The organism is Lachnospiraceae bacterium oral taxon 500 (assembly GCA_002999035.1).
Lineage (GTDB): Bacteria > Bacillota > Clostridia > Lachnospirales > Vallitaleaceae > W11650.
This window is the reverse complement of record CP027241.1, coordinates 3,132,608-3,150,159: the sequence shown is the minus strand read 5'-3', so window position 1 is coordinate 3,150,159 and position 17,552 is coordinate 3,132,608. Positions and strand designations below refer to the sequence as shown.

The following is a 17,552-nucleotide window of genomic DNA, read 5'->3' as shown; positions in this document are numbered from 1 at the left end:
TATAACTCAATTTTCCTCTGCGTGTATCTTTCCTGCTTTATTTGCGGAAAGATGGGATGTGATACGTGGAAGTTACGCAGAGGAAAAATGGGTCCTTTTTTTACAGGGGCATCATATCATTGCGGTCGTCGCCCCAAATGGTTTGATAAATCGCATCCAATTTGGCATGAAGCTCATCAACGGCAGCGATATTATCCAGCAATGTTTTCTTTTCGCCGGCGGTTAAGGTAGTCAGGCCGCGAATAAAATCAGCCTCAACGAAATTATCAAAATTGTAGTTGTCCGGCAGATTAGCGTAGGCTTCGTCGACCTTGGCCCAGAGCTCATCATGCTTATGAGCAAGCTGCTCGTATTTGTCTTCGAGGTCAATCATTTCCTGAGCCAGCTTGGGGTCAACATTCAGAGGCAGAGGCAGTTCAGGAAGATTCGGCATTTCACCGCCTTTGTCCTGCGGCAGCAGCGCATACAGACTGTCGAGCTCTGCGTCAATCTTATCCAGTGCTTCCCCATCAGCGATTAAGGCTTCTTTCTCTGACTGGGTCAAAGATTTGAGACTGCGAATAAAAGCCGCTTCATCGTGTTTTTCATAATCATAGTTTCCCGGCAGTGCATTGTAAGCGGCATCAACCTTCTCCCACAAACTTTGACGGGATTTGTACAGCGCGCTGCTTTTTCTTTCCAAAGCGTCGATTTTATCAAAAATCTCGGCTTCGCTTAATTTGGATTCCGTCAGGATTCGAGTTGACGGTGCGCTGCCGGCATTAGCCGCCATAGCGGAAGCCGGTGCTTCGATAACAGAAGCAGTCATCATAAAGGCTAAAGTCAATCCTAAAATTTTTTTGTTGTTCATAGTGATGTCCTCCTTTTCAGGTATTTTAATGCGCTCAGCCTTGCCGCACAGCCGCCAAAGGACGGCCGGCGGGAGCTGAATATATATTTACTGAAGTCCGATCAGATCTTCACATAGTAAACAAAAGTTTAGGTAAGTCACCCGTAATTCGTTGATATTTCAGCGAATTACAGTTTATCGGTCAGTTTTCCCGGCAGACCAAATGCTGCGTTTGAAAGCTTTCGCCGCGGTCATTGGGGAAGCGCCGCAAAATGAATATGCCCGCTTCGCGGCCGCATTCATTTATGCTTGCGCACTTCTATTTCTTGTCTTTTGCTAAAACACTGTCAATACGGGCTTGCAGTTCTTTTAAAACCTGCTCATTGCTGATCGCACCCAGCAGCGGTTCGCCAACGATGTTGCCGTTTCTGTCAACTACGATCGTCGTCGGGAAGCTGACGATGTCCATAGCCATCTTTCCGGCTTCGCTGGCCGGATCAAAATAAATGTTTTGATAGGATGCACCCTGCTTCTTTAAGATTTCCTGTGCTTCGGCAATTGCGCTGGCATCTCCGTTTAAAGTTTCGGTATTGATGCCGATGACGGCGCCGCCTTTGGCTTTTAATTCTTCGTTCAAGGCATTTAATTCCGGCAACTCGCCGACGCACGGAGCGCAGCCGCTGAACCAGTAGTTGACAACGGTCACGGCGTTCTTGGAGAAGATGCTGCTGTCAACGCTGTTGCCGTCTAAATCCTTGCCTTCAAAAGCCGGGAATGTCTTGTCGGATGCAGAATCAGCGGTGTTTTCAGAATCACCGGCAGCTTCCAGTTCGCTGATTTTCTTCGTTAATTCATTGATTTTGTTTTCCAGTTCCCGAATTTTTTCGGCGTCAGCCTTTAAGATTTTTACTTCTTCTTCGGTAAAGTCTTTAATATTATCATTGATTGTTTTCAGCAAAACATCGTCAACATAGCTGAAGTTTTCCTTGTCAATTAACGGTGTGACTTGCTTGTCCATCTTCAGGAAAACCTTGTCCCAAAGTTCCTTATGGCTGTCAAAAATTGCATTTTCTTCTTGGGTCAGCTTTTCAATCTGGGCTTTTAAATCTTCGATGCTTTCTCCGGTTTTTGCGGAGTCAGCAGGTTTTTCCGAACTTTCGTTTTTAGAGGGAGCGGCAGGCTTATTGCCGTTGCCGTTTTGGGCCTGGCCGCAGGCAGCCAGACTGAAAGTAAGTACCAAAGCGAATAATAATGCCGATAATTTTTGTAAGTTTTTCATTTGTTTTTCTCCTTTTATTTGTCTTTTTAATTAAGGTGTTGTTTGTGGAAAAGCAGTAAGCCTTTTCCGTTTGTGCTAAAAGCGGCGCCGAATACATACATCTTTTCTTTGCCGATGGTTTTCATTGTTTTTTAAACGATCGTTGGTTTTACGGTTTCCGGTTTTATCGCTTTGACCGCGGACAAACGCTCGCTGGCTACTTCAACTGGCTGCTTGGCTTTTTTGCTGCTGCAGCCGCCGCAGTTGCTGCCACAACTGTTGCCGGAGCCAAACCCATAACGATAACTGATGGCGCCGGTCGGGCAGGCACTGATACACATGCCGCAGCGGATACATTCGGTATGATTCGGTGTTTTCGTTACATCAACGTCCATTTTGCAGGCTTTGGCGCAGCGGCCGCAGGAAATGCATTTATGTTCATTGACCTTCATCTGAAACAGCGATACCCGATTAAACAGGGCGTACATGGCACCCAGTGGGCAAATCCATTTACAGAACGGGCGGTAGACAAAAACACTTAATATCGTTATGATCAGCAGGATGGATGCTTTCCAGGTAAAGAGCTTGCCCAAAGCCGCTCGAACGGAGGGGTTGGCAATTGCCAGAGGAATTGCTCCGCTTAGAACGCCCTGCGGACAAACATATTTACAGAAGAAAGGATTGCCCATACCAACTGCGTTGGTCACCAGTGCCGGTAAGAGCACCACCATAACCAACAGGATAACATACTTGAGACCGCGCAAGAGCTTTAACTTTTTGGTTGAAAACTTTTTGCTTGGAATCTTATGCAGCAAATCCTGAAACCAACCGAAGGGGCAAAGAAAGCCGCAGATAAACCGTCCCAGCAGTACACCCAGCAAAATCATGAAGCCGGTAATATAATAGGTAAAACTAAACTTTGAGGACCCGACCACCGCCTGAAACGCTCCGATCGGACAGGCACCGGCTGCCCCCGGACAGGAATAACAATTCAGTCCCGGCACGCAGGCGATTTTGCCCCTGCCGGTGTAAATGGTTCCTTTTAAAAAGTTCGGCAGGTGGATATTGGTCAGCAGTGTCGCTACACCCTGAAGCCCCAGTCGAAATCGAGCCAGATAATGCGAAATAGTTTTAAACTTCATCTTTTTCTTATCCAATGCCCACACACTCCAAACATATTTTGACAGCTTTGGTTAATACTACATTTACTTCGTTTCGCCAGATGCCTAACCCAAGCATGGCGGCACCGAATGCCAGCGTAAACAGCTGTGCATTGGTTTTTGTTTTCCATTTCATTATCAATCACCTTCCTTATTTGTTCGTACCGTTCAGGCAAGTCTAACTATCTCCGGCAGACCAAATGCTGCGTTTGAAAGCTTTCACCGCGGTCCCTGGAGAAGCGCCGCAAAATGAATATGCCCGCTTCGCGGTCGCATTCATTTATGCTTGCGCGCTTCCGGTTGTTCCCCGGCAGACCAAATGCTGCGTTTGAAAGCTTTCGCCGCGGTCCTTGGAGAAGCGCCGCAAAATGAATATGCCCGCTTTGCGGTCGCATTCATTTGTGCTTGCGCGCTTCAACTGCTTGATGAACCCATCATACACCACGCGGTGTAAAATTTTTGTTAAGCCCTGTAATTTAACAAAAACTTTATTTTAATCTGGTATAGTAACTATGTTGCCGGCGGGGAGGAAACATATTATAATGGAAGCAACTCAAATGTTTCTGCGGCGGTAAGAATGGATGAAGAAGGAGGAGCAAATGCGGCTTTTAATAGTAGAAGATGAAAAAATGCTGTGTGATACGATTGCGAAAAGCCTGCGCCAGTCGGGCTACGAGGTGGATACCTGCTATAACGGCCGGGAGGCGAAGGAGATTTTGGAGGTAGAACATTACGATTTGGTGGTGCTTGACCTGAACTTACCGGAAATGGACGGTATGGAGGTACTGCGCTCTTTGCGGGCGGCGGATGAAGAGACGGGAGTGTTGATTTTATCGGCCCGCAGTCAAATTGCCGATAAGGTTGAGGGTCTGGATGCGGGAGCCAATGACTATTTGGCCAAGCCGTTTCATTTGGATGAACTGGAAGCCCGGGTGCGCAGTCTGACCCGGCGCAAGTTTATTCAAAGCGATACTTGCCTTTTGTGCGGCCGGCTGTCGTTTGACACCAAAAGCCGGGAAGCGGCGGCGGAGGGGCAAACCATTGCCCTGACCCGAAAAGAAGGCGGGATATTGGAGTACCTCCTGCTGCATCAGGGGCGGCCGGTCAGTCAGGAGGAACTGATTGATCATGTCTGGGACAGCAGCGTTGATTTGTTCAGCAACTCCATTCGGGTGCATATTTCTTCGCTCCGTAAAAAGCTGAAAGCGGCGCTGGGTTATGATCCGATTCAAAATCGGGTGGGCGTGGGCTATCAGATCGGAGGGCCGGAGAAATGAGAAAATTATCCCTGCAATGGCGGATTACGCTGATGACCTCACTGCTGATTGCGGCAGCCTGTATTTCCATGAATCTGCTGCTGTATAGTTCCGGTTCTTTCTATATTGATGCGCTGGGCGGTTTGGTACTGGACTATCAGATCGATACGTTTAAAGACCCGGAACAGCTTTATATCAGTATTCCGGAAGGACAGATGGATGAGTTTTTCGGGGCTTTTTCTGATCAGGTTGACGATACCAAAACCAGTTTCAGTATCAACGGCTGGCTGATTACAGCGCTGGTTACACTTCTGAGCGGAGTGATCGCTTATTTTGTCAGTGGCCGGTCATTAAAGCCGCTGCGCGAGTTTTCTAATCAGGTAGAGCGTATTCAAATGGAAAACTTGACTGAGTCGGCGGTTAATGAAAATGAGATTCCGGAGTTTCGGATGCTTAGTCAATCCTTTAATCAGATGTTAGGCCGAATTTCAACGGCGTTTGAGGCGCAGCGGCAGTTTACCGGCAACGCCGCTCATGAACTGCGTACGCCTTTGGCGCTGATGCAGGCACAAATGGATCTATATACCAAGGAGCAGGGAAAGATGACCGATATGACGGAAATCATTACCACGCTTCAGGAACAAACGGAAAGACTGTCGCTGATGGTAACGACTTTGCTGGATATGAGTGAATTGGAAACCGTGCGCCGGACCGACAGAATTGAGCTGGTGCCGATGATTGAGGAAATACTGGCTGATCTATCGCCGGTGGCGGAAAAGCAAAATATCACGCTCGAGCAAGCCGGCGAGGAGGTTGAGCTGACTGGCAGCGATATTTTGATATACCGGGTGATTTTTAATCTGGTGGAAAACGCCATTAAGTACAATCGCCCCGGCGGCCGGGTTACGGTATCAACCGGGCGCAGCGGCAGCAAGGTGCTGATTCGGGTAGCTGATACCGGCGGCGGCATTCCGCCGGAGTATCAAAAAAGCATTTTTCAGCCTTTTTTCCGGGTGGATAAGTCGGTCAGCCGGGCGCTGGGCGGCGTGGGACTTGGCTTAGCACTGGTTTGGGAAACGGTCAAGCTTCACGGCGGCCGGGTGTGGATTGAAAAAAGCACGCCGGCCGGCACGGTATTTACCGTGGAACTGCCGGCGGCGCGCGATTTAAAACAGGTATCCAAGATAGTTAGCTAATTATTTGCCTATATCGAAAGTAAACTTTCATATAGGCAAATACAGATCACCATTAAGATAATCTGCTCTGTTTGCCTTAAGCTTGACCGTCAGGAAAAATCAAAGTCAAGACAGCTTAACTGTGAAGTTTAAAATTAAATAAATGCCGTAAAACAGCAGCAGGGCAAGCCCTTCTTTTTTGGTAATCACATACTTGGCGTTTTTGGAAAAAATGCGGAACAAAATGAGGATAATCAGCATGGTCGGAATCTGTACATAGTAAAAATGACTGGGGACAAGCAGTCCCCCTTTGGTAGCGGCAGCGGACGCACCGACTACAAACAGCACATTTAAAATATCGGCGCCGATGATATTGCCGATGGCGAGCTCACCGTGACCTTTGCGCACGGACGTAATGGCCGTCATCAGTTCCGGCAGGCTGGTGCCGAAAGCAACCAAAGTAGCGGCAATGATTGACTGCGGAACGCCCAGCCGCAAAGCGGTTACTTCCACGCTGCCAATCAGGATTTTGGAAGAAAAAATGACCATGGCAATGCCCAATACCAATTTCAGAAGCTGGAGGATAACCGGTGATTTTTTTTCATCCAGCAAAGCGCCCTCATCAACACCCGAGGTCATTGACCATTTCATCATGGTGTACAGATAAATGGCCAGCAAAAGGAGAAACAGAAAGCCGACCCACTGCGGGAGATGCCCGCCGATGCCGGAGCGGTAAAAGGGCAGGGCGATGACAGACAGCAGCATGGCGGCGGCGATTTGAATCCAGCCTTGACGGTCAATGGTTTTTTTATCAACCGGTAAAGTACCGATTAAGGCGGCGATACCGATGATCAGACCGGTATCGCAGATAATGGAGCCGATGGCGTTGCCCAGTGCCATATCGGGATTGCCGTTAATGGCGGCCAGAACCGATACCGTCGCTTCCGGCAGGGTTGTGCCTAAGCTGACGATGGTTGCGCCGATGACCATTTTGGGGATGCCCCAGCGAATCGACAAACTGACTGCCTGATCAACTAAAATATCGGCACCTTTGCTTAATATAAAAAAGGAGGCAGCGATAATCAGAAGCAGAATAAAAAGAGATTGACTTTCAAAAAAACTGTGCAGTATTGCGTCCATAGAGACATCCTTTCTGAGAAAAGCGAGTGAAAGCTTTGATATTTTTTCATACTACTAAAGAACAGCCCGTCTGTCAAGCGCTTTTCACCGAATCGTTTAAAAAACGCAACAGTCAGGTAAACCGCCCGTAATTTGCTGATATTTGACGAATTATAAGTTTGAGCGGGAATCAAACCTTCCGGTCGCAGCAAACATAAATATCTGATTATCTGGACGAAAAGAAATAATAAATAAATTTGACTATTGATTTTTTGGTTAATTTCCGATAATATTAAGGAAGCGATAAGTTGAATTCAAGTATGTACGCAAATGGATAGTTGGAAGAATAAGAGGAGATTATGGAAATTTATGTTGCAAGGCAGCCGATATTCGATCGGGAGAGCAAGGTTTATGGATATGAGCTGTTATATCGAAATTCCGAAACGAATGCATTTGATCCCAGTGTTTCGGATGAACAGGCGACATCGGAATTATTGATCAACAGTTATTTTTCTTTTGGCATGGAAAAGCTGATTGGCAAAGGCAGAGCTTTTATTAATTTTAATAAGTCGCTGCTGACACAGGAGATGCCATTGTTGCTGGATCCCAGAAAAGTAGTGGTCGAACTTTTGGAGACAATCGAGCCGGATGAAGCGTTGTACGAGGTACTGATAAAGCTGAAGCAGCATCACTATACCCTGGCGTTGGATGATTTTTGTGTTGATTATAAATATCCGCGGCTGGTTCACATGGTCGATATTATTAAAGTAGATTTTATGCAAAATACCAAGCAGGAAATTCGGGATATTTATAATACCATGCGCCAGTCGGGAAAAGTGCTGCTGGCCGAAAAAATCGAAAGTCAGGAAGTTTATGAATGGGCCAGGGATATGGGCTTTGATTATTTTCAGGGTTATTTCTTCAGCCGGCCCAGTCTGATGAAATCTCATGCAGTTAAGTATATCAGCCCGCAGGACATTGCCATCTTAAAGGAAATGTCAGCCAAAGATCCGGACTTTAAGAAGATTGCACTGATTATTGAAAGAGAGCCGATTACGGCCTATAAGCTGCTCAAGCTGGTCAATGCCAACTTTACCAAATCCTATCAGATTTCTTCTATTTTGCAGGCGCTGGCGCTTTTGGGCGTTGATACCCTGCGTAAGTGGTTTACATTAATCATGGTGCATAAGCTGGCCAAGGATCAGCCTAAGGAATTGATTAAGGTCAGTATGCAAAGAGCCAAGTTCTTTGAACTGTTGGGTGAGAAAAATGAGTTTCTTCGGGAAAAGAGCCATGATAAACAGGCTTACCCACTCAAGGATAAAAATGAGATGATGCTGGTTGGCGTACTGTCAACGATGGATGTAATTTTGGGCAAGCCGATGGAAGAGGTTGTGAAGGAGCTGCCGCTAAGCAGCAATATCATCAGCACCCTGCTCATGGAAAAAGAGAGCCCGTATCTGGAGGATTACAAAGCGCTTTTAGCCTATGAAAAAGGCGATTTTGACAAGAAGGAAGTTCATGAATTGGCCGAGTACGATTTGCCAGAAATTTATTTCCAGGCAGTCGAATGGTCGGAGAAGATGATTATTCTCAGCTAACTGCGCAGATGAGGTGAAAAATGTTTATTGCGATTGAAGGGATGGACGGTTCCGGCAAGTCGACGCAGATTGAATTGCTGCGCCAATATTTTGAACAGCGGCATCAGGAAGCGGTCATTACCCGGGAGCCGGGCGGAACGGACATCGGCGAGCAAATCAGAGAAATTTTACTGCGGCCGGAAAACCAGGCGATGGCAGCCCGGACAGAGGCTTTGCTATATGCGGCCAGCCGGGCGCAGCATGTGGCTGAGTTGATTGAACCGGCTTTGGCAGCCGGTAAGATTGTGATTTCCGACCGCTATGTGGTGTCATCCTATGTCTATCAGGGAATTGCCCGGGGGCTGGGACTGGAAGCGGTCGAGCGGATCAATCAGTTTGCGATAAACGGCAGGGTGCCGGATTTGACTATTTTCTTGTTTGTCAGTCAGGAACAGGCACTGCGCCGGAAAAAAGCACAGAAAGAGTTGGATCGGCTGGAGGCCGAATCCATGGCGTTTCATGCTAAGGTTAATCAGGGTTTCCGGCAGTTGGCGGAAAGCTATCCCTATCCCCGGATGATTATAGATGCAGACGCGGCTCCGGCACAGGTGCATGCTGAAATCCGGCAGCGGCTGGAGCAGGAGTTTGGGAAGGAAAGACAATGAAAGTAGAAAGAACAGAGCAGACATCGGCATTGGGGACGGTTCAGGTAAAAACACAGGCACCGGAAGCGGATTTTAAGTTTGTGCTTTCCTCCAAACTGGAAAATGCGGAGTTGTATGACAGACTGAAGCAAATGATGGAGGATATCGCCGCGCAGGGAGACAGACTGGCCAAGCATGTCGATATCAAGGACATGAAGCGTTACCGCGAATTGATTAAGGATTTTGTCAATGAGGTGGTCACCAATTCGCATCAATTTTCCCGGGAAAACTTTTTGGATCGGCGCGGTCGGCATCGGGTTTACGGCTTGGTTAAACTGGTCGATAAAAAGCTGGATGATTTGGCGCAGGAGTTGATGAAGGAAGAAAAAAGCGGGCTGAATATTTTGGCGAAGGTCGATGAAATTAAAGGCTTGCTGTTAGATATGATTGTTTGAAGAGAGAAGGCGGTGCCTGTTAAGAGGGATCGCTTTTTTCACGGTCAGATAAAATAAAGCGGCTTAGGCTCTGGCCGGCGGGAGAGTTTTGCCGGTTCGGGTTTGGGGCGTGCCCGTCGATACTGACGGCTTGAGGCGTGAAAGAGCGCAAGATGAGATAAAGGAGCAGCTAATGAAGTTTGCGGAAATTATCGGACAGCAGGAATTAAAAGAATATTTTCGCAGGGCGGATGCCGGCGAAAGACTGGCTCATGCCTATATTGTAGAGGGCAGCCGGGGGAGCGGTAAGCGGATGCTGGCGGAAGCGGCGGCTAATTTTTTGCTGTGCCGGGAAGCGACCGGCGGAGAAAGCTGCGGCCGGTGCCGGGACTGCCTTCAGTTTGCTTCCGGCAATCATCCGGATGTCATTTATGTACAGCCGTCAAAGAAAACCGGATACGGTGTGGATGATATCCGGGAGATGGTTTTGCGGGAGTTGGAAATCCGGCCTTATCAAAGCCGGTATAAAATATATATTATCGAAGCGGCCGAGTCGATGACGGTACCGGCCCAAAATGTGCTGCTCAAAACAATCGAGGAGCCGCCGGCCTATGCTCTCTTTTTTTTATTGACAGAAAATAAAGACCGGCTCCTGGAAACAGTGCTTTCCCGCTGCATCCGGCTGCAGCTGCAGCCTTTATCGCCGGCTGAAATGCGCGAGTTCCTGAAGCGGCACGGACGAGCGGAACGGGAAGATTTGATTGCCTTTGCCGAGGGCAGCCCCGGCCGGCTTTTGCAGTTGACCGATTCGGAAGCGTTCCGGGATATGAAAAGGGATATAGAAAATTTGCTGGACAGGTTTATAAAAACGCCGGAACATGATATAATAGAATTGACTTCTGTTTTGGAAAAATATGCCGAAAACTTGGAAGAAGCCTTGACCACGCTGCAAATTGCTTTAACAGAGCGGCTGCGGGGAATTTGCCGGCGGCCGGCGGGAGCAGCTTCTGCTCAGAGCCTGAACCGATACTATTTTTTGGCGCATAATCTGCTGGCGGCGAAAAGGCAGTTAAAGGCTAATGTTAATAAAAGTTTAATTATTTGGAGTTTATTCTTGTTAAAGGAGAACATATGATAAAGGTCGTCGGTGTCCGCTTCCGGAAAGCGGGAAAGATTTATTATTTTGCGGATAATGGTCTAAATTATGAAGGCTGCCGCCATGTGATCGTGGAAACGGCCAGGGGAATTGAATACGGCCATGTTGTTTATGCCGATAAGGAAGTACCCGAGGAAGAAATTGTTCAGGATCTGAAGCCGGTAATTCGCTGTGCGACGCCGGAAGATGAGGCCATCTATCAGGAAAATTTAGAGAAAAGCAAGGAGGCCTTTCAGGTTTGCAAAGCCAAGATTGTCGAGCGCGAACTGGATATGAAGCTGGTTGATGCGGAATATACTTTTGACCGCAATAAGCTGTTGTTTTATTTTACGTCGGATGACCGGGTCGATTTTCGGGAGTTAGTCAAGGATTTGGCGACTATCTTCCGCACTCGGATTGAGTTGCGCCAAATCGGTGTGCGTGACGAATCTAAAATGATTCCCAGTATCGGCGGCTGCGGCCGGCCGCTCTGCTGCGGCAGTTTTTTAAGTAATTTTCATCCGGTTTCGATTAAGATGGCCAAGGATCAGAGTCTATCGCTTAGTCCCAGCAAGATTTCCGGCATTTGCGGCCGGCTCTTGTGCTGTCTGCAATATGAACAGGAAACTTATGAGGAGCTGAATAAAATTTCGCCGAAGGTTGGCGATCTGGTGAAAACGCCGACCGGAGTAATTGGTGAAGTTCAGTATATTAATCTTTTGCGCCAGCAGGTCAAAGTCGTAATCAAACAGGGCGAAGATGTGGAAATTGTTCAATATGCGGTGGCAGAGCTGGAACGTTTGCCCAAAAACCATAAGGCAGCGGACAAGCAGGCCAAACCGGAAAAAGCGGATCCGTCCGCAGCCAAAGAAGCGGATAAGTCGGAACGTGACAGGGCTAAAGGCTTTAAAAGGCAGCCGAATAAAAAAGGATGAAAGATTTAATCAGAGCCGGGGAGCGGCTGGACGACTTAAATGTGAAAGGCTATTATTTGATACAGGATCCGGCCGGTTTTTGTTTCGGATTGGACGCGGTTTTGCTGGTGCATTTTGCCAAGGCCAGGCCCGAGGAAATGATTTTGGATATCGGTACGGGCACGGGGATTATTCCGATTCTGATGGCGGCCTATTATCCGGACACGACTTACCGGGCGATTGAGTTGCAGGCGAAATATGCTGACATGGCCGGACGTTCCGTCCGCTATAATCATTTGCAGGAGCGGATTGAGGTTCGGCAGGGCGATTTGCGGGAAATGGAAAAAATCTTTCCGTTGTCCTTTTTTGACCGGATTACGGTCAATCCGCCGTATATGAACGCCGGACTGGTTCCGGCTCAGGAAGATAAGGCGATTGCCCGGCATGAAATTTGCTGTGATTTGGAAACGATTATCCAAAAGGCCGCTCAGCATTTAAAGTCGCGGGGAAGTCTTTGCATGGTGCATCGGCCAAACCGTCTGCCGGAGGTTATTTGTTTGTTGAAAAAATACGGCCTGGAGCCGAAACGCCTGCGGCTGGTGCAGCCCAAGGCGGAGGAGGAGCCGAACTTGTTTTTGCTGGAAGCGGTGCGGGGGGCCAAACCCTACCTGCGGATTGAGCCGACACTGGTGATTTACCGACCGGACGGCAGCTATATGCCGGAAGTGTTCGAAATTTACCGGTATTAAAAGCCGGGCCGGATATGGGGAATGGCGGCGCAGATGTTTCCTGCGCTTAGCGGCGGTGAACGGTGCTGCTGGCGACAGCAGGATTGATTTTGGCGGCCGGAAAGTTGAAGGAGTGAGCAGATGGACGGAGGTTTGTATTTGACCGGAACGCCGATCGGCAATTTGGAAGATATCAGTTACCGCTGTGTTCGGATATTGACGGAAGCCGATTTGATTGCGGCGGAGGATACCCGGCAGACGCAGAAGCTGTTGCAGCACTATCAGATTAAAAATAAGCTGAGCAGTTATCATGAACATAATAAGCGGGAAAAACAGGAATATTTTTTGCGGCTTTTGGCTGAGGGCAAGAAGATTGCGCTGGTCACCGATGCCGGTATGCCGGGTATATCCGATCCCGGCGGAGATTTGGTTAAGGCCTGTATTGAAAGAGGAATTCCGGTGACGACTGTGCCCGGGCCGACGGCCTTTGTCAGCGCGCTGGTTCTGTCGGAACACGCTTTACAGGAGTTTGCATTTTTTGGCTTCTTACCGGCCGAGAAAAAGGAAAGGGAAGAAAAGCTGAAGGAAGTGGCGGAACTGCCCTATTCCCTCATTTTTTACGAAGCGCCGCATCGTCTGGTTAAGACCCTGACGGCAATGGCAGCGGCCTTTGGCGGGGAGCGCCGGATCAGTCTGGCCAGAGAGCTGACTAAAAAATATGAAGAAGTTCGGCATTTTTCTCTGGATGAAGCGGCGGCTTATTATCAAGGCACTCCGCCTAAGGGCGAGTATGTTTTGATCGTAGCCGGCAAAGACCGCCGGGAGCTGCAGGCGCGGGAGAAGCAGCAATGGACGGAAATGAGTTTAGAGGAACATTTGGATTTTTATGTCCGGCAGGGGATCGAGCCGAAACAGGCGCTTAAGCAAATGGCCAAAGACAGGGGAACGGCTAAACGCGAATTATACCGGTATTTTCACGGCCGAAGCGAAGGCGCTGAAACCGGCGGGATATAGCCGGAAATGGGAAAGTAAGGCCGAGTTTTTAAATTAACTCAATTTTTCCCTGATCGAAGCGTTACGCACTTCTGCCCGGGCGGTCTGTCTGATTGAAGTGCTGCGTATTTTTGCTCAGACGGGAAATCTATAAGTTAGAGTATTGACAAGAAAAAGGAACAAATAGGAAAAGAATGAATCATGAAAACAAAATAAAGGATGAAAGCAACTTAAATAATAAAAACAGCAATTCCATTTTTATGCTGGTCTTTTCAGCTTTGTGTCTGGCGCTCAGTCTGATGCTCAAAGCCTTTAATATGTTTATGCCGGTCGGGATTCCGATTTTGCGGATTGGCTTTAACGGACCGCCGCTGAAGATAGTCGGCGTGTTGTTCGGCCCGCTTTACGGGGGACTGGCGGCGGGGCTGTCGGACTTTTTGGGATATGTGCTGATGGATAAATCCGGTAATTTTTATTTGTATCAGCTGACGATTACGGCGATTTTAAGCGGAATCGGCGTAGGGCTTTTGTGGCGGTATTTTAAGACTAAAACCATGCGCACGGTTCAGCTTCAATATTTGGGAGCGATGGCGGTTTTACTGGTATATGGTATAGTCAGCTTTGGTCTGACCTATGGCCGGCCGGAAGCAGCGAAGCAGGTTGGCGGCAGTATTGTGATTATTGTTTCCGGGCTGGTGGGAGTGATTCTTTACTTTATTAACAGCGCGATTGTTCGGCGCCAGAAGATGAAGCGCTTTGGCGAATATTTCTTTCAAATGTTTTTGGCGGTTACCATTCCGGGGCTGGTTTTTAATTGGGTTAATACCTATATCCTGATGGAAATTTTCTTTAAGGACAAGAATAAGGATATGTTTTTGTTCGGTCTGATGCGGAGCGCGGTACAGCTTTTGGAAAGCTATTACAATGTATTTGTGGTTCTTTTTATCGTAATTTTGCTGGAACCGTTTCTGGTCAAGAAGGGCCTGCCGCCCTTTGGCCGGACAGAGGAAAAACGAAAAGCGAATAAAGAGGGCGAGTCTGAACTGTAACTTAAAAACTCAACTTTCCCATGTTCGCCAGAACAGTCTTTTTTAGACTCGTTGCATGGACAGGAACGGAATGCGATTTGCAAAGCAAATCGCGAGAGTGAGTCCATGCAGACTGCTCGCCCGGGCAGAAAGCGAAGTTTTCGATCAGGCAGACTGCCCGCCCGGGCAGAAGTGCGTAGCGCTTCGATCAGGGGCACCCGCTCTCCGAGCGGGATAGAGTCAAAAAAGACTATGGTAGGTCGCCCACCCGGGCAGAAGTGCGAAGCACTTCGATCAGGGGAAAGTTGAGTTAAAAATCAAGGAAAACCGACGAAAAAGGATAGACAGATGGAAAAAATATATGATGCGGTTATTATCGGCGCAGGGCCGGCCGGGATTACGGCCGGGATTTATGCGACCCGGGCGCAGCTTGATTATGTTTTGCTGGAAAAAGCGTTTCCCGGCGGACAGATTATCAATACCTATGAAGTGGAAAATTATACCGGTTACAGCAGTATTTCCGGTTTTGACCTGGCTCAGAAAATGCAGGAACATTTGCAGTATTTGGGCGGACAGATTACAACCGGCGAAGTCAGGGAAATTCGTCTGACAGCGGACGACTGCAAAGAAGTGGTTACGGACAGCGGTGTTTTGCTGACCCGAAATATTATCGTGGCGACCGGCGCGGCGCCGAGGCTTTTAGGCAAGCCGGGGGAAGAGGAGTTTGCCGGCCGGGGGGTATCTTACTGCGCGACCTGCGATGGTGCTTTTTACCGGGATAAAACCGTACTGGTGGCCGGCGGCGGCGATGTGGCAGTCGAGGATGCGATTTATCTGGCAAGGATGTGCCGGAAAGTTTATATCGTGCATCGCCGGGATCAATTCCGGGCGGCTAAAACCCTGCAAACCAGACTGATGGCTCTGCCCAATGTCGAAGTTCTGTGGTTTACCGAAGTTCAGGAGATTAAGGGCGGCGATTTTGTGAATGCCGTTACATTGGTGCACAATCAAACCGGAGAAACGCGGGAATTAGCGATTGACGGCGTGTTTATAGCCGTCGGCACCAAGCCCAACACGGAATTTTTGGGCGATTTGGTGGAAAAGGATGCCCAGGGGGCGGTTATAACCGACCGGTATTGCCGAACCAGCGTTCCGGGGATTTACGCGGCGGGCGATTTGCGCAGCGGTTCGGTCCGGCAGATTATGGCGGCCTGCGCTGACGCGGTCACGGCCGTGATGGATTTGGATAAAAATGCTTAAAGATTCCGCATTTGATTTGGAAGAAAATCTGAAAAAACTGCCGGATAAACCGGGCGTCTACCTGATGAAGGATGCGCAGGAGCAAATCCTTTACGTCGGTAAGGCCAAGGTTTTAAAAAATCGGGTTCGTCAGTATTTTCGCAGTCCGGAGGGTTTAATGCCCAAAATTCGGAAAATGGTGGAGCTGGTGGCGGCGTTTGAGTGGATTGTTACCGATACCGAGGTCGAGGCGCTGATTCTGGAAATGAATCTGATTAAAAAGCATCGGCCGAAATACAATACCATGCTCAAGGATGATAAGTCCTATCCCTATATTAAGATTACGGTGGAAGAGGAATATCCGCGGGTGATTTACACCCGGGAGCTGCGGCGGGATAAGTCTAAGTATTTCGGTCCTTATACAGCCGCTTACGGAGCGCAGGAGCTGATTGCGTTCATTCAAAAGCATTGGAAACTGTGCCGCTTGAATAAAAATCTGCATAAGCACGGGAACCGGGCCTGCTTTTCCTATCATTTGAAGCTATGTGACGGTTTGTGTATTGATAAGATTGATGCGGCTCAGCACCGTCAGAAGATTAATGAAATTATTGCTTTTTTAAATGGCGACCGGGCGGAGCTGTTTAAAGAAATGGAGCGGGAAATGAGAGAGGCAGCCGCCCGAATGGAGTTTGAGAAGGCTGCCCAAATCCGCGACCGGCTGGCGTTGATGAAGCGGACGTTTGAGGAGCAGATTATTACCCGGGAAGGTAAGCAGGACAGGGATGTGATTGCGCTGGAAGAAACGTCCGACCGGGCACTGGCTCAGATTTTCTTTGTCCGGGAGGGCAGGCTGACCGGCCGGGAGCATTTTCATATCGGCAATCCGGAAAACCTGCCGCTGCCGGAGCTGTACGCGGTCTTTATCAAGCAGTTTTATTTGGGTGCGGCCTTTATTGCCAAAGAGATTGTGGTGGCTGAAGAAACGGCTGACCAAGAGGTATTGGAAGAATGGCTTAGTCTGAAAAAGGGGCAGAAGGTGCAGTTAATTCTGCCGCAGAAGGGTGAAAAAAAGAAGCTGGCGGAGCTGGCCAAGGAGAATGCGAAGATTGCTTTGCTGCAAATGGGAGCAACCATCCGTAAACAGGAGGAAGCGGCCAGAGGGGCAATGAACGCTCTGCTGCAGACGATTGGTTTAAGCAAAAGCGAAATTCACCGGATTGAGGCCTATGATATCAGTCATATTTCCGGCGCATACAGTGTCGGTTCAATGGTGGTGTTTGTGGATGGCCGGGCCAAAAACTCGGATTATCGCAAGTTTCGAATCAAACAGGTCAGAGGGGTGGATGATTATGCACAGCTGGAGGAAATTTTGCGTCGCCGCTTTCACCGGGCGCTGGAAGAACAAAAGCAGTTCTTTTTGCAGGAAGAGCGGCCGGAAGGAAAGTTTATCAATCTGCCGGATTTGATCTTAATGGACGGTGGCAAGGGTCAGGTTCATGCTGCCGAAAAGGTGCTGGCGGAGTTTGGGCTGAATATTCCGGTCTGCGGCATGGTCAAGGATGATACCCACAGCACCAGAGGACTGTTTTTTGAGGAAAAAGAGTATCAATTTGAAAAAAATCCGGAGGCCTTTCGACTGGTGACCCGGATTCAGGACGAGGCACATCGGTTTGCCATCAGCTATCACCGCAAGCTCCGGCAAAAGGATCAGGTGCGGTCGGTACTGGACGATATTCCGGGAATCGGTGAGGCCAGACGCAAAGCACTGCTTCGGCATTTCGGTTCAGCCGAGCAGGTCGGAGCAGCTTCGGCCGAGGAAATTGCAGCGGTTCCGGCAATGAATCGGAAACTGGCGCAGACAGTCTATGATTTTTTTCATGCCGGGCAGCCGGCGGGGGATTCTGCGGTAGTGCAAAAAGTCTGACAGGAAGCGGCTTCAAATAAATACCCATGTGCAGGCGGTTGGCGGAACTGGCGGCCGGGGAAATTGCCCGGAGGAATAACTTTTTAAGCGAGCGGGAAGAAAACCCTGACGGCAAAAAATGGGATTTATACCGGTG

The 17,552-nt window shown here is 48.8% G+C and carries 17 protein-coding genes; 12 read left to right on the top strand and 5 right to left on the bottom strand.

Features of this window, described 5'->3' with window-relative positions; all coding sequences use genetic code 11:
- Window positions 1-100 precede the first annotated feature (100 nt).
- The 4 genes from C3V36_14380 to C3V36_14365 all read right to left on the bottom strand — a co-directional run bounded on the left by C3V36_14380 (window position 101) and on the right by C3V36_14365 (window position 3,642).
- Complete coding sequence (locus C3V36_14380; GenBank protein AVM70327.1) at window positions 101-850, bottom strand: hypothetical protein; 750 nt, start codon at window positions 848-850, stop codon at window positions 101-103.
- Window positions 851-1,148: 298 nt separating this feature from the next.
- Window positions 1,149-2,108 carry a hypothetical protein gene (locus C3V36_14375; protein AVM70326.1) on the bottom strand — a complete coding sequence of 320 codons (960 nt, stop codon included), beginning with the start codon at window positions 2,106-2,108 and terminating at the stop codon, window positions 1,149-1,151.
- 131 nt (window positions 2,109-2,239) lie between these two features.
- Entirely contained in the window at window positions 2,240-3,229 is a 990-nt protein-coding gene (locus C3V36_14370) for a 4Fe-4S ferredoxin (GenBank protein ID AVM70580.1), read from the bottom strand.
- Between the two features lie 200 nt (window positions 3,230-3,429).
- Window positions 3,430-3,642 carry a hypothetical protein gene (locus tag C3V36_14365; GenBank protein AVM70325.1) on the bottom strand — a complete coding sequence of 71 codons (213 nt, stop codon included), beginning with the start codon at window positions 3,640-3,642 and terminating at the stop codon, window positions 3,430-3,432.
- A gap of 204 nt (window positions 3,643-3,846) precedes the next feature.
- Between C3V36_14365 and C3V36_14360 the strand changes: the two genes are divergently transcribed.
- Both C3V36_14360 and C3V36_14355 read left to right on the top strand, forming a co-directional pair.
- Window positions 3,847-4,524 (top strand): DNA-binding response regulator, encoded by a 678-nt coding sequence (locus C3V36_14360; protein ID AVM70324.1) that lies wholly within the window; start codon window positions 3,847-3,849, stop codon window positions 4,522-4,524.
- Window positions 4,521-5,699 (top strand): two-component sensor histidine kinase, encoded by a 1,179-nt coding sequence (locus C3V36_14355; protein AVM70323.1) that lies wholly within the window; start codon window positions 4,521-4,523, stop codon window positions 5,697-5,699. The genes C3V36_14360 and C3V36_14355 overlap by 4 nt, the downstream gene beginning before the upstream one ends.
- A 105-nt stretch (window positions 5,700-5,804) precedes the next feature.
- Here the strand turns inward: C3V36_14355 and C3V36_14350 are convergent, their stop codons facing one another.
- Complete coding sequence (locus C3V36_14350; GenBank protein AVM70322.1) at window positions 5,805-6,818, bottom strand: sodium:calcium antiporter; 1,014 nt, start codon at window positions 6,816-6,818, stop codon at window positions 5,805-5,807.
- A gap of 338 nt (window positions 6,819-7,156) precedes the next feature.
- On the opposite strand from C3V36_14350, the gene C3V36_14345 reads away from it, so the two are divergent.
- The 10 genes from C3V36_14345 (at window position 7,157) to C3V36_14300 (ending at window position 17,416) form a co-directional block, all read left to right on the top strand.
- Window positions 7,157-8,398, top strand: coding sequence for a hypothetical protein (locus tag C3V36_14345; protein AVM70321.1), 1,242 nt, complete (start codon window positions 7,157-7,159; stop codon window positions 8,396-8,398).
- Between the two features lie 20 nt (window positions 8,399-8,418).
- Window positions 8,419-9,042, top strand: coding sequence for a dTMP kinase (locus C3V36_14340; protein ID AVM70320.1), 624 nt, complete (start codon window positions 8,419-8,421; stop codon window positions 9,040-9,042).
- Window positions 9,039-9,476, top strand: a complete 438-nt coding sequence (locus C3V36_14335) for a DUF327 domain-containing protein (GenBank protein ID AVM70319.1) — start codon at window positions 9,039-9,041, stop codon at window positions 9,474-9,476. The genes C3V36_14340 and C3V36_14335 overlap by 4 nt, the downstream gene beginning before the upstream one ends.
- Before the next feature lie 172 nt (window positions 9,477-9,648).
- Window positions 9,649-10,590 carry a DNA polymerase III subunit delta' gene (gene holB, locus C3V36_14330; GenBank protein AVM70318.1) on the top strand — a complete coding sequence of 314 codons (942 nt, stop codon included), beginning with the start codon at window positions 9,649-9,651 and terminating at the stop codon, window positions 10,588-10,590.
- Window positions 10,587-11,525: a stage 0 sporulation protein gene (locus C3V36_14325; protein AVM70317.1), complete on the top strand. Its 939-nt coding sequence runs from the start codon at window positions 10,587-10,589 to the stop codon at window positions 11,523-11,525. Before holB ends, C3V36_14325 begins: the two co-directional genes overlap by 4 nt.
- Entirely contained in the window at window positions 11,522-12,253 is a 732-nt protein-coding gene (locus tag C3V36_14320; protein ID AVM70316.1) for an SAM-dependent methyltransferase, read from the top strand. Before C3V36_14325 ends, C3V36_14320 begins: the two co-directional genes overlap by 4 nt.
- Window positions 12,254-12,373: 120 nt before the next feature.
- Complete coding sequence (rsmI, locus tag C3V36_14315) at window positions 12,374-13,246, top strand: 16S rRNA (cytidine(1402)-2'-O)-methyltransferase (GenBank protein AVM70315.1); 873 nt, start codon at window positions 12,374-12,376, stop codon at window positions 13,244-13,246.
- Between the two features lie 173 nt (window positions 13,247-13,419).
- On the top strand, window positions 13,420-14,274 hold the full coding sequence (locus C3V36_14310) for a hypothetical protein (protein AVM70314.1): 855 nt from the start codon (window positions 13,420-13,422) through the stop codon (window positions 14,272-14,274).
- Between the two features lie 327 nt (window positions 14,275-14,601).
- The gene (gene trxB / locus C3V36_14305) at window positions 14,602-15,513 is read left to right on the top strand and encodes a thioredoxin-disulfide reductase (protein AVM70313.1); all 912 of its coding nucleotides are present in this window, start codon (window positions 14,602-14,604) and stop codon (window positions 15,511-15,513) included.
- Window positions 15,506-17,416, top strand: a complete 1,911-nt coding sequence (locus tag C3V36_14300; GenBank protein AVM70312.1) for an excinuclease ABC subunit C — start codon at window positions 15,506-15,508, stop codon at window positions 17,414-17,416. The genes trxB and C3V36_14300 overlap by 8 nt, the downstream gene beginning before the upstream one ends.
- The last annotated feature ends 136 nt before the right edge of the window (window positions 17,417-17,552 follow it).